Source organism: Bradyrhizobium ingae (genome assembly GCF_055791185.1).
In genome coordinates this window covers 49,559-62,148 of the sequence record NZ_JBVUBB010000033.1, presented here as the reverse complement: position 1 = coordinate 62,148, position 12,590 = coordinate 49,559, and the positions used below count along the sequence as shown (strand labels likewise).

The 12,590-nt window shown below is 63.3% G+C and carries 13 protein-coding genes; 3 read left to right on the top strand and 10 right to left on the bottom strand.

The features are described from left to right. Window positions 1–3: 3 nt before the first annotated feature. On the bottom strand, window positions 4–702 hold the full coding sequence (locus tag ACV1FX_RS32615) for a helix-turn-helix transcriptional regulator (RefSeq protein WP_283038261.1): 699 nt from the start codon (window positions 700–702) through the stop codon (window positions 4–6). Between the two features lie 113 nt (window positions 703–815). On the opposite strand from ACV1FX_RS32615, the gene ACV1FX_RS32610 reads away from it, so the two are divergent. Both ACV1FX_RS32610 and ACV1FX_RS32605 read left to right on the top strand, forming a co-directional pair. Then, complete coding sequence (locus ACV1FX_RS32610; RefSeq protein WP_473121643.1) at window positions 816–1,079, top strand: hypothetical protein; 264 nt, start codon at window positions 816–818, stop codon at window positions 1,077–1,079. A gap of 36 nt (window positions 1,080–1,115) precedes the next feature. Continuing rightward, window positions 1,116–1,844: a glutathione S-transferase family protein gene (locus ACV1FX_RS32605; protein ID WP_473121642.1), complete on the top strand. Its 729-nt coding sequence runs from the start codon at window positions 1,116–1,118 to the stop codon at window positions 1,842–1,844. 251 nt (window positions 1,845–2,095) lie between these two features. Here the strand turns inward: ACV1FX_RS32605 and ACV1FX_RS32600 are convergent, their stop codons facing one another. The 9 genes from ACV1FX_RS32600 to ACV1FX_RS32560 form a co-directional block, all read right to left on the bottom strand. Continuing rightward, window positions 2,096–3,247: an ABC transporter substrate-binding protein gene (locus tag ACV1FX_RS32600; protein WP_473121641.1), complete on the bottom strand. Its 1,152-nt coding sequence runs from the start codon at window positions 3,245–3,247 to the stop codon at window positions 2,096–2,098. A 91-nt stretch (window positions 3,248–3,338) separates the two neighbouring features. Continuing rightward, window positions 3,339–3,773 (bottom strand): acyl-CoA thioesterase, encoded by a 435-nt coding sequence (locus tag ACV1FX_RS32595; RefSeq protein ID WP_473121640.1) that lies wholly within the window; start codon window positions 3,771–3,773, stop codon window positions 3,339–3,341. A 12-nt stretch (window positions 3,774–3,785) separates the two neighbouring features. Beyond that, complete coding sequence (locus tag ACV1FX_RS32590) at window positions 3,786–4,547, bottom strand: SDR family NAD(P)-dependent oxidoreductase (protein WP_473121639.1); 762 nt, start codon at window positions 4,545–4,547, stop codon at window positions 3,786–3,788. 25 nt (window positions 4,548–4,572) lie between these two features. Next, window positions 4,573–6,456 (bottom strand): feruloyl-CoA synthase, encoded by a 1,884-nt coding sequence (locus ACV1FX_RS32585; RefSeq protein ID WP_473121638.1) that lies wholly within the window; start codon window positions 6,454–6,456, stop codon window positions 4,573–4,575. Next, entirely contained in the window at window positions 6,453–7,262 is an 810-nt protein-coding gene (locus ACV1FX_RS32580; RefSeq protein WP_473121637.1) for a crotonase/enoyl-CoA hydratase family protein, read from the bottom strand. Before ACV1FX_RS32580 ends, ACV1FX_RS32585 begins: the two co-directional genes overlap by 4 nt. A 271-nt stretch (window positions 7,263–7,533) precedes the next feature. Then, window positions 7,534–7,995: a DUF3237 domain-containing protein gene (locus ACV1FX_RS32575; protein ID WP_473121636.1), complete on the bottom strand. Its 462-nt coding sequence runs from the start codon at window positions 7,993–7,995 to the stop codon at window positions 7,534–7,536. Between the two features lie 10 nt (window positions 7,996–8,005). Further along, window positions 8,006–9,325, bottom strand: a complete 1,320-nt coding sequence (locus ACV1FX_RS32570) for a TRAP transporter large permease (RefSeq protein WP_473121635.1) — start codon at window positions 9,323–9,325, stop codon at window positions 8,006–8,008. A 2-nt stretch (window positions 9,326–9,327) separates the two neighbouring features. Next, the gene (locus ACV1FX_RS32565) at window positions 9,328–9,837 is read right to left on the bottom strand and encodes a TRAP transporter small permease (RefSeq protein ID WP_473121634.1); all 510 of its coding nucleotides are present in this window, start codon (window positions 9,835–9,837) and stop codon (window positions 9,328–9,330) included. 260 nt (window positions 9,838–10,097) lie between these two features. After that, window positions 10,098–11,114 (bottom strand): TRAP transporter substrate-binding protein, encoded by a 1,017-nt coding sequence (locus tag ACV1FX_RS32560; protein WP_473121633.1) that lies wholly within the window; start codon window positions 11,112–11,114, stop codon window positions 10,098–10,100. 251 nt (window positions 11,115–11,365) lie between these two features. Between ACV1FX_RS32560 and pobA the strand changes: the two genes are divergently transcribed. Beyond that, a complete protein-coding gene (gene pobA / locus ACV1FX_RS32555; RefSeq protein ID WP_473121632.1) occupies window positions 11,366–12,535 on the top strand; it encodes a 4-hydroxybenzoate 3-monooxygenase in 1,170 nt (389 codons plus the stop codon). Window positions 12,536–12,590: the final 55 nt, after the last annotated feature.

Here is a 12,590-nt window from a genome sequence, read left to right as displayed (position 1 = left end):
CGCTCAATTGTCCTTCGGCGGACCCCAGACCAGGCTCTGCCGCCACTTGGCGCGCAGCACATCGCGCCGCTCTGGATATCTTTCGTCGAGATAGGTCGCATCCACCACACGATCGGTGCGGAAGCTTCGGAAATCGCTGCGCAGCTCGCACCAGGCTGCGAGCAGCCGCACGGCCTCGAGATAACCGACTGCAATCGGCCAGATCGTGCGCTGGCTGTCGCGGCCCTGTTCGTCGCGATAGCGCAGCGTGATCTTCTTGCCCTCATGGATCTGCGTGCGCGTGCGCACCATGTCCATGCGATCGGGTTCGCGATTCCAGCTCGGTCGCGCGCGGCTTGCCGGCTCCAGCACGAAGGGACGCAGGCGCTCGGGCACGGTGTCGGCGATCTTCGCCATCAGATCCTCGGCGGCGCGCGCCAGCGCCGTGTCGGCGTGGCCGGCAACCCATTGCGCGCCCAGCACCGCGGCTTCGATCTCGTCGGGCGTCAGCATCAAGGGCGGCAGGTCAAAACCCTTTTCCAGGATGTAGCCCATGCCGGCCTCGCCGCGGATCGGCACGCGCTGGCCGATCAGCGTTGCGATGTCCCGATACACGGTGCGCTTGGAGGTTTCGAGCTCAGCCGCGATCGCGTCCGCAGTGAGCGGTTTTCGGCTGCGGCGGAGCACCTGGATGATTTGAAACAGCCGGTCGGCACGTCTCATGACACGTCTTCCGATTTGGCGCCGTTCAAAAAACGGCGCGCGGATGCTGACAGGATGTTGGCAGCAGGGGAGTTCTATACCGGGACAACAGTTCGAATGAAGAGGATTTGTCCATGATGCTTCCCACCACCTTCAGCCAGGCGAGCCCGCTGTGGCGGGTGCAGGCCGTGCTGCAAACCTTCACTGTTGGCCGTCTCGGCGCGTTCGATCTCATGTTCGTCGACCTCCGTCTCGCGATTGTCGCTCTCGTCGCACGCGCGCTGCTTGGGGCTGCGGACGCCGTGCTTCGTCACGTCATGGGCCGCGCCTGGCAGGGAGCCCGTTTCGCGCAGGATATCACGGCTGCTGCCACCATGGTGGCAGCAGCCGGTCGATAGGTTCCATCAACTCTTTCAGGGATCAGGAGCAATGGCATGATTACGCTTTACGGCTTTGGCATCGGCTTCGGCCTGCCGGAAATCAGCCCCTTCGTCACCAAGACGGAGGTGCAGTTGAAGATGGCAGGACTGCCTTACCGAAAGGAGCGGGCGATGCCGCCCGCTTCGCCCAAGGGGCAGTTGCCGTTCATCGACGACGACGGCGAGGCGGTTGCCGATTCCACCTTCATCCGGGCGCATATCGAGCGCCGCTATGGTTTCGATTTCGATGCCGGTCTGTCGTTGCAGGAGCGCGCGCAGGCCTGGGCGTTCGAGCGCATGATCGAACATCACGTCTATTGGGGACTGGTCGGCGCGCGCTGGGTGGACCCGGTCAATTTCGCCAAGGGCCCCGCGCATTTCTTCGACGGTGCGCCGGAGCACAACCGCGAAAAGCTGCGTGAGGATGCGCAATTCCGCGTCGCCGAGAACTATCTGCTCTCTGGCCTCGGCCGGCACGCGCCTGATGACGACGTCGATCTTGCCGTGCGCTCGCTGTTCGCGCTGTCGGTACAGCTCGGCGACAAGGCCTATTTGATGAGCAACAGGCCTTCAGGCGTCGACGCGACCGCCTTCGGCGCGCTCGCGGGAATCCTGACGCCGTTCTTCGACTCCAAGCTGCGCGCGCGGGCGGAAGAGTTTCCGAACCTCACCGCCTATGTCGACCGCATGATGGATCAGTACTATCCGGAGTTCGCCTGGACCAAGCTGCGAGAGGCGGCGTGAGGTGCTCACGGGATCCGCACGCTGGCTGCGACCTCTCCCGCTTGCGTGAGAGGTCAGCGCGAAGCGCCGGGTGAGGGCTCTCTCCACCTGGGGACTTTTTCGGTAAGCTTCAAGCAGTCCCAGCGCGGAGGCACCCTCACCCCAACCCTCTCCAGGCAGCCGCACCGGCGCCGAGCCAGTAGCTTCACCTCATGCAAAACAAAAGAGCCGGCCCATCAGGCCGGCTCTCGTCGGGTCAAATCAATCGTCGCTCACTTCACCAGCTTGTACTTGCCGTTCGTCACGGTGAGCAGAATGCGCGAGCGCTCGTCGAGGCCGTAGCGGTCCTTGTCGGTGAAGTTGTAGACGCCCTGGCTTGCGGCCAGTTCCTTCTCTGACAGCAGCGCCTGACGGATCGCTTCGCGGAATTCCGGCGTGCCGGGCTTGGCGGTCTTCAGCGCCGTCGGGATGATGCGCTTCAGGATCTCGAATGCATCGTAGGAGTGGCCGGCGAACTGGCTGCGGCTGTTCGGGCCATACTTGGCTTCATAGGCGGTGTTGAGCGCAAGGCCCGGTTTCTTGGTCTGCGCCTCGTCCGGCTGGTCTTCCGGATCCATCACGGGCCCCGAGGCCATCAGCACGCCTTCCGCCGCCTTGCCGGCGATGCGGATGAAGTCCATGCTCGCCGCACCGTGGGTCTGGTAAATCAGACCCTGATAGCCGCGCTCGCGCAGCTCGGTCTGCGGCAGCGCTGCTGCGGTGCCGGACGCACCGACCAGGATCGCGTCGGGATTGGCGGCGACGAGCTTGAGCACCTGTCCGGTCACCGATGTGTCAGGCCGCGCAAAACGCTCCTCGTCCACGATGGTCACGCCCATCGGCACGGCCTGGGCCTTCAAATCGTTGAACCAGAGGTCGCCATAGGAGTCGGAATAGCCGATATAGCCGACGGTCTTCACGCCCTTGGACTTCATGTGATCGTAAAGCACCTTGCCCACGATCGGAATCGGTTGCGGCATCGCCACCGACCACTTCATGCGCTCCGGCGTGATCGGAAAGGGGGCTAGGCCGAAATGCGGAATGCCGGCTTCGTTCGCGACGTTGGAGACCGCGATCGTCGGCGGCGTCAGCGCCGAGCCCATGATGATGTCGGCCTTGGATTCGGTGACGAAGCGGCGCGCGTTGGTGGTCGCGGTGGTCGGATCGCCGCCGTCATCGAGCACGATCACCTTCAGCGGCACGCCGGCGATTTCCTTCGGCACGAACTCCAGCGCGTTGCGCTCGGGAATGCCGAGCGCCGCGCCCGGGCCGGTCGTGGTGGTGGTGATGCCGATGGTGATTTCGTTGGTTTGGGCCATCGCTGGCAGCGCCGGCAGAGCCAGTGTTGCCGCCGTTATCGCAGCGCTCAGGTAAAACGGTTTCATTCATTCCTCCCTTAAGGTGTGTCTTTGAAAGCAGACTTTGTGATCGAATTCAGCCCCGTCTTTGGGCGGTGCGGCGATTTAGCTCCAGAATCTAGTTGCCCACGAATTTGGCCACCATCTCCGGCGGAAACGGCGCGGATTTCAGCTTGTCGGGATTGGCCGGGTCGCGGCCGACGAGGACGCGGGTCTCGAAGGCCTCGATCGCCAGGGCTCTGGTCGCCAAGTCCTCGCCCTTGTAGACGTCGTGCTTCACCTCGAAGCTCGAGCGCTTGATGCTCTCGATCTTCGTCTCGATGGTGATCCAGTCGCCGTGGGTCGAGGGGATGTAAAACTTCGCCCTCGTGTCGACCATGGGAATGCCGACCAGGCCATATTTGTGGACCAGGTCCTGCTTCGAGAAGCCGGCCTTCTCGAACAGCACCGAGGTCGAATCGTCGAACATCGAGAAGTAGCGCGGGTAATAAACGATGTTGGCGGGGTCGCAGTCACCCCACTGGATCTGGACGTCGCGCCGATGAACGAACATGCGTGATGCGCCTTACTTCGGCGCCATGCGCAGCGAGCCGTCTAGCCGAACCACCTCGCCGTTGAGATAGGCATTCTCGACCATGTGCAGGGCAAGCGCTGCGAACTCGTCGGCGTTGCCGAGGCGGCGCGGGAACGGGATCGCGGCGGCGAGCGAGTCCTGGGCCTCCTGCGGCAGGTTGGCGAGCAGCGGCGTGAGGAACAGGCCGGGTGCGATGGTCAGCACGCGAACGCCGAACTGGGCAAGCTCGCGCGCGATCGGCAGCGTCATGCCGACGATGCCGCCCTTGGACGCCGAATAGGCGGACTGGCCGATCTGGCCGTCATAGGCTGCGACGGACGCGGTGTTGATGATGACGCCACGCTCGCCGCTCGCCTGCGGCTCGAGCTTGGACATCTCGGTGGCGGCAAGGCGCAGCATGTTGAAGGTGCCGATCAGGTTGATCTTGATCACCTTGTCGAAATCGGCAAGCGCCATCGGACCATCGCGACCGACGACGCGTTTTGCCACGCCGATGCCGGCGCAATTGACCAGCACGCGGGCCGGACCGTGGGCCTTGGCGGCGGCCGCGATCGCGGCTTCGGCCGAGGCGGCATCGGAGACGTCGCAGGTCACGGCCACGCCCTTGATCTCTGCCGCAACGGTTTCGGCGAGCTTGGTGTTAAGGTCACACACGGCGACCTTGGCGCCCTGCGCCGCCAGCTTGCGCGCAGTCGCGGCACCAAGTCCCGATGCGCCGCCGGTGACGATGACTGCCTGATCCTTCAACAACATGGCGTTCTCCTTTGGCGGATTGTTTCTAGGCGACCGATATCACACGGTCCGACGGATTTGCAGCATAGAGCTCGTCTATAAGTGCGGTGCGATGCTCCAGCACGGCGCGCTGGTTGATCGAGCCCTTGTCGGTGACCTCGCCCTTGTCGATCGAGAGCGGCGTATCCAGCAGGATCGCCCGCGTGATCCTGGTTGAGGAGCCGGTGGCCGAGCCGAGGAATTGAGTGAGGCGCTCGCGGAAGGCCTCGCGGACCAGCCGGTCGCGCGTGGTGACGACGAGATCGTCTGCCGGCAACGTCGGATTGATCAGCCGGCAGCCGTCGAGGTCGAGCACGACGAGCGCCGAAATCTCGTCGCGGTTGATGCCGGCGATGACGACGTCGCGCACCAGCGGTGCGCAGGCCGCTATGAGGCGTGCGCGCAATGGGCCGACGCTGACCCAGGTGCCGCTGGCGAGCTTGAAGTCCTCGGTGACCCGGCCGTCGAAGTCGAAGCCCGCGTTGAGATCGTTGGGGTCGGCTGGCTTCAGCGCATCGCCGAGCTTGTAGAAGCCCTCTTCGTCAAAGGATTTTGCTGTGACTTCCGCCTGGCGCCAGTAGCCGGGCATCACGTTCGGTCCCTTGGCGCGCACCTCCAGCTTGCCGTTGTTCGGCACCAGCTTGGCGTCATTGCCGGAGACGGGCAGACCGACATGGCCGGAGCGGCTGGTGCGCGGGTTGACCGACATGAAGAACGGCGCAGTCTCGGTGGCGCCCAATCCCGTCAGCATCGGAACGCGATAGCCCTTCTCCTTCACCGCGAGCTCGTCGAGGCTGTCCCAGACGAAGGGCGAAAGCGCTGCGCCCGAGAAGAACATCGCATGCAGCCGGTCGAAGAACTTTGCGCGCAGGCCCTGGTCGTCGCGCAAGTACGGCAGCAGCGATTCGTAACCCTTCGGCACGTTGAAATAGACTGTCGGCGAAATCTCCTGGAGATTGCGCACAGTCTCCTCGATGCCGCCGGGGACCGGCTTGCCGGCGTCCAGATACATCGAGCCGCCGTTGTAAAGCGTCAGGCCGATATTGTGATTGCCGCCAAAAGTGTGATTCCAGGGCAGCCAGTCGATGATGACCGGCGGCTCGTCCTTCAGGAAGGTCAGCGTCTCGCGTAGCATCACCTGGTTGGCGCAAATCATGCGCTGGGTGTTGATGACGGCCTTGGGATTGCCGGTCGAGCCTGAGGTGAGCAGGAATTTTGCGATCGTGTCGGGGCCGATTTTGCCGTGCAGCTCGTCAAGCCCGGGGTGGATCGGCGTTGCCATGAGGTCGGCGAGCAGCGTGACGTCGCGTCCCGGCACCGTGCCGTAGGATGCCGCGATCTCGGTGCCGAGCGAGACATTGGTCGCAAGCGCGTCCGCGAATTTGTCGGCATCCTCGGCAAAGACGAGGCCCGGCGTCAGCAGCTTCATCAGATAAGAGAGTTTGCCGTAGTCCTTCGACACCAGCGAATAGGCCGGCGAGACCGGGCAGAACGGTACGCCGGCATAGAACGCGCCGAAGGCGAGCAGCGCGTGATCGATCGAATTGCCGGAGAGGATGACAACCGGCTTCTCCGCCGACAGGCCGCGCTGGATCAGGCCGGAGGCGATGTGCCGGCTTGCGGTGAGGAGCTCGGCATAGGTGACCTTGCGCCAGCCGCGGCCGCCTTCGCGCTCGGCCATGAAGACGCGGTCCGGCGTCGTCTTCGCCCAGTGATGCAGGCGGTCGGTGATGCGCTCCGGATAGTCGCCGAGCGGCTGTTTTGGCCGCAGGTAAATCGTGCCGTCATCGCGCCGCTCGATGTTGACGACGGGATCGCCGAACGAGATCGGCCGCAGCGGAGAGGTGCTCGCGCCGCGCTCCGTGGTGGAAGAGGACGGCTTCGCGCTCATGATTTTGGCTTTACCTTGGCGGTCTTGTGCTCGAGGAATTCGCGAATCCGCCGCTTGGCTTCCTTGTCGCTCTGGGCGACCGTCGCCATCAGCGATTCCATCAACAGGCCGGCCTGCGGATTGGCCTCTGCGATCATCGGCAGCGCCTGGAGCACGGCGAAATTCGTCAGCGGCGCGTTGGAGGCGATGCGGCCGGCGAGCTCGAGCGACTTCGTCAGCGAGCCGCCTTCCTCGGTCAGATATTGCGCAAAGCCGTAGGAGGCGCCTTCGGTCGCGGGATAGACGCGCCCGGTGAGCATCATGTCCATCATTCGCGCAACGCCGATCAGGCGCGGAAGCCGCACCGAGCCGCCGCCGCCGACGAAGATGCCGCGCTGGCCTTCCGGCAGGGCGAAATAGGTCGAGGGCTCGGCGACGCGGATATGCGCGGCGCAGGCCAGCTCCAGCCCGCCGCCAATGACGGCGCCCTTCAGCGCCGCGATCACGGGCACGCGGCTGTACTGAATGCGGTCGAATACCCGGTGCCACATCTGCGAGTGCAGGAGGCCGCCGGTCGCGTCGTGGTCGGTCAGCTCGGAGAGATCGAGGCCGGAGGAGAAATGGTCGCCGATGCCATGGATGACGACTGCACCGATGTCGTCCGGCAGGGTCGCAAAGCAGTCGCCGATCTCGTGAATGATGCCGTCATTGAGCGCATTGCGCTTGGCCGGCCGGTTCAGACCCACGGTCAAGACCTTGCCCGCCCTCTCGATCCTAAGCAGCGCATCAGGCCTCGTGGCTGCGGTATCGGCGTTTCCCTGTGTCATTTGCGTCCTTTTCAGAATAGTTATGTTGTATAACGAATTTCGGAGGAGTCAATATGGGGTAAGTTCCGGGCATCAGCCAGGTAGGCGAGGGGATGGTCCACATTCGGTGTCATCCCGGCGAAGGCCGGGACCCGTACCCCCAGGGAGAAGTTTGGCGAAGACCCTCGTTTGGTACTCAGATCTCTCGCAATCGATGGATTCCGGGTCCCGGCGAAGGCCGGGACGACGAGCAGGGCGCTTGGAGCCAGCGGAACGCTTACGACCGCCCGTCTCACATCACCTGATGCACGTCGATCACCACGCGGTCTGCGTGCCGCGCGGCTGAGGCCACGAAGATGTGCTGCATCAGCCAACGGTATTTCTCGTGCCCGGTCTCGAACTTCGGCACGGTGCGGAAGTAGATCAGCGCGGGATCGACCGCCTCACCGCGCTTGAGTTTTTGCAGCAGGTCCACCGGGCCGAAGCGGATGCCCTTGTTCTCGACATAGACAATAGCCCCGTCGTCGGTCTCGAAGGCGTATCTGGCTTCCAAATCGATCAGCTCGCTCGGACGGATGATCTGAAAGTCGGCGCCGAACGGCAAGACCTTGCCGTTGATCGCGCCCTGCACCTCGCCGCCGATGATCGGGATGATGCGGCGGACACCCGTGCCGGTTTCGCCCGCGGTGATGACGTCGCCGATACGGGCGGTGATGGTGAAGACGTATTTTGTGTCGAGCTTGGGTGAGATCATCGCTCCACCCCTAATGCGCCATCATCCGCGTCGGCAACCACGTCGCCAGCAGCGGGAAGGCGATCAGGATCACCAGCCGCACGAGGTCAGTGGCCACGAACGGGATCACGCCCTTGAAGATGGTGGAGAAGGACACATCCTTCACCACGCTCTTGATGACGAAGACATTCATGCCCACCGGCGGATGGATCAGGCCGAGCTCGACGGTCATGACGATGATGACGCCGAACCAGATCGGATCAAAACCGAGATGCGTGATCACGGGGAAGATGATCGGCACCGTCAGGATGATCATTGCCATGGCGTCCATCAGGCAGCCGAGCACGAGATACATCACCATGATCAGCGCGAGCACGCCGTAAGAGCCGAGGCCGAGGCCGGTGAGGAATTCCGTCACCTTCTGCGGGGTCTGCGTCACCGTCAGGAAGTAGCCGAAGATCAGCGCGCCGATCAGCACAGTGAACACGGCGGCCGCGGTGCGAGTCGCCTGAAGCAGCGATGCAAGAATCTTCTCGCGGTCGAGCCGCCCCGTGAGCACGCCGATGATGAAGGCGCCGGTGGCGCCGACGCCGCCGGCCTCGGTCGGCGTGAAGCGGGGCAGGAACGGCAGGCCGTAGAGGCCGCCGATCACGAACACGAACAAGAGGACCGGCGCCCAGATGTCCTTGAGGCCTGCGAAGCGCTCGTTCCATGGCAGCTTCTTGCCCTTGGGCAAAAAGTCAGGACGAAGATATCCGATCAGGCCGATGGTGATCATGTACATGCTCATCGCGAGCAGGCCCGGGATGATGCCGGCGATGAAGAGCTTTCCGATGTCCTGCTCGGTGATGATGCCGTAGACCGCGAGCACGGTGGAGGGCGGTAGCATCGCACCCAACGTGCCGCCGGCCGCGATCACGCCGGTGGCAAAGGATTGCGGATAGCCGAAGCGGCGCATCTCGGGATAGGCGACGGCGGAGAAGGTCGCGGCGGTTGCGACGGAGGAGCCGCAGATCGCGGCAAAACCACCGCAGGCGCCGACGGTTGCGATGCCGAGCCCGCCGCGCAGATGGCCGACAAAGCCGTTGGCGGCGCGGAACAGCTCGCGGCTCATGCCGGAATTGCTGACGAAGGAGCCCATCAGCAAGAACATCGGGATCACGCCGAAGGTGTAATCGGTGACCGTGCGCATCGAGGTCTGGCCGACCAGCTTCAGCGCCGGCGTTGCGCCGACCAGGTAGGAGAAGCCGGACACGCCGACGAGGCCCATCGCCATGCCAACGGGCACGCGCAGCAGCATCAGGAGAAACAAGGAAACGAAGCCGATTACGGCGACGGCATCGGTGCTCATGATTACTCCGTCGCCTTCAGCTTGGGATCGTGCATTTCTTCGGGATGGAAGATCAGCCGGTAGGTGCGGATCGCGATCAGCAGCACCGCCGAGACGTCGCCGATCCAGGCGATCGCGAAGAACGGCCAGGTCGGCATATGCAGGTCGAAGGTCTGCACATTGTCGTTATAGGTGCCGCGCACCTTGTCGAACAGCGTCCAGGTCTGCACGGTCACGACGAACAGCAGCACCAGGGTTGCGAACACGTCGATCCAGCGCTGGTAGCGCGGGCTTGAATTGGCCCAGACCAGGTCGACCGTGATGTGCGTGCCGCGATAGGAGGTCGCGGCGATGCCCCAGAAGATCAGGATGCCCAGCAGCATCCGGCCGATGTCGAAGCTGTCGGGGATCGAATAGTTCAGCGTGTTTCGCAGCAGGACGGACACGAAGATGTCGAGCGCGACGAGGCCGACGAAGCCGGCCGCAATCCATTCGATCGTATCGATAAAGCGATCCATCCAGGCGCGCTTCATGGGATAGAATCCTGTTCAAATAGCCTGACGAGTTCGAGGCGTTTCCGCGGCGGACGTGCGCTCCCTCTCCCGCTTGCGGGAGAGGCACAGGCGGCCTTCGGCGGCCGTTCTTAGAATACGCCGATGCGAAGCATCGGCTATGGGAGAGGGAGTTTCCGCAATCGAGACTCCCAACGTGGAGACGGCCCTCACCCGGCGCTTCGCGCCGACCTCTCGAGCAAGCGGGAGAGGTGCGGCGAGCTCGCGGCGGCAGCTTGTCGTCACTCCGCCAGCGCGTTGTACTTCTTCAGCGAAGCTTTCAACTCGGCGAGTGCCGCATCGGGGTCGGTGCCGGTCTTCTTCACGCCCTCGCCCCAGGTCTTCACCAGCGGCTCGGCGGCCTTCTTCCAGGATGCGGTCTGCTCCGGGTTCAGCTTGTAGACCTCGTGGCCCTCTTCGGCCTTGATCTTGTCGATGCCGGCATCCTCGAACTTGCCCCAGTGCTCGCCGACCACGCCGGCCATCTCGGTCGTGCAGTTCTTGTCGATGGCCGCCTTCTGCTTGTCGGACATCGCATTGTACTTGTCCTTGTTCATCACGAAGACGAACGTCGTGACATAGAGCGGCGCGTCCATGTGATACTTCGTCACCTTGTCGATGCCGAACAGCACCAGCGAGCCCCAGGGGAAGGTGACGCCGTCGGCGACGCCGCGCTCGATGATGTCGCGCACTTCAGGCGCGGACGACTGCACGTTGGTACCGCCGAGCGAGGTGACGAAATTCGCCATGGTGGCGTGGGCCGGGCGGATCTTCAGGCCTTTTACGTCCTCAGGCACCACGATCTTCTTGGTGCGGGAGTGGAAGGAGGAGGGCGAGTGGACGAAGGCGAGGCAGTATTTGACGTCCTTCATCTCCTTCTCGGCATATTTGCGATACCAGGCGTCCAGCCCCATGGAGCCGCCCTTGGCATCCGAGATCAGGAACGGCAATTCGCCGGCGCCGATGATCGGGAAACGGCCTGGCTGGTAGCCGGGGTTGACGTAGGTGACGTCGGCGATGCCGTCGCGCGCCATGTCGTAATGGTCGAATGCCTTGCCGAGCTGCTGCGCCGGGAACACCTTGCCCTTGATGGTGCCGCCGGAGTCCTTCTCCACCGCGGCCGCCCAGTCCTCCAGCGATTTCTGGAGCGGATGCGAGGCCGGCACCCAATGCGAGATCTTCAAGTCGAAATTCTTGTCCTGCGCGAAAGCAGGCGTCACGCTTGCTGCCAGTAGCAACGCCAGACAGGCTTTCCTCATCACTCGTCTCTCCCTGTTTTTGACCGCAGGCTTCTTCGGCCCGGTCTTGTTAGTTAACATGTTATATAATTGGAGTGCTCGTTCAAGCCGGAATTGGCAACGCGACTGGTTCATCCCGCGGAGAACGGTTGCTCGCGCTGCGGCGAATAGCACTCCCTTTTGCTCAAATGTTATATGTTATAATTACAGCGCGAGGACGACCGCGACAAGCAAGCTCGCGCCGCACCCTACAGGATCGAGAGGAGCAAGTATTGCGGACAAAAGTCGCAATCATCGGCGCTGGGCCGGCGGGACTGTTGCTTGGCCAATTGTTGCACAGTTACGGCATCGACAATGTCATTCTCGAGCGACAGAGCCCGGACTACGTGCTCGGGCGTATCCGTGCCGGTCTTCTCGAAGAGGGAACCGTGGCGTTGCTCGACGAGGTCGGTGCGGGAACGCGCGCACATGCCGAAGGCCTCCTGCATGAGGGCATCGAGCTTGCCTTTTCCGGCCGTCGTCACCGCATCGACATGAAGGCTGCGACCGGCAAGACGGTCATGATCTACGGCCAGACCGAGGTGACCCTCGATTTGATGAATGTGCGGAAGGCTGCGGGCCTCACCTCGGTCTACGAGGCCAAGGACGTGCAGCCGCATGACTTCGACAGTAGTCACCCGCGCGTAACCTACATCAAGGACGGCGTCAGCCACGAGATTTTCTGCGACTTCATCGCCGGCTGCGATGGTTTCCACGGCGTCAGCCGCGCCAGCGTCAAGCCGTCGGCGATCGAGGAGTTCGAGCGGGTCTATCCGTTCGGCTGGCTCGGCATCCTCTCGGATACGCCGCCGGTCAGTCATGAGCTGATCTATTCCAACCACGCCCGCGGTTTTGCGCTCTGCACCATGCGCTCGACCAGGCGCAGCCGGCATTATGTCCAATGCTCGCTCGACGATCACGTCGACCAGTGGCCGGACGATCGCTTCTGGGACGAGTTGAAACGCCGGCTCGACCAGGAGGCGGCCGACAGCCTCGTCACCGGGCCCTCGATCGAGAAGAGCATCGCGCCCTTGCGCAGTTTCGTCGCCGAGCCGATGCGCTTTGGGACGATGTTCCTGTGTGGCGATGCCGCCCACATCGTGCCGCCGACCGGCGCCAAGGGCCTGAACCTCGCAGCGTCGGATGCGCATTACCTCGCAACCGCGCTCCGCGAATATTACGACGAGAAATCGAGCGCCGGGATCGATGCCTATTCCACCACGGCACTGGCGCGGGTCTGGAAGGCCGTGCGCTTCTCCTGGTGGATGACCTCGATGCTGCACAAGTTCCCCGATACCGGCACCATCGGCGCGCGCATCCAGCTCGCAGAGCTCGACTACGTCACGCAATCGCAGGCAGCGATGGCGTCGTTGTCGGAGAATTATGTGGGACTGCCGTTTTAATTTACAGGGTGGGCAAAGTGGAAGCGTGCCCACCACTTCTGTCTCACTTGCGGGA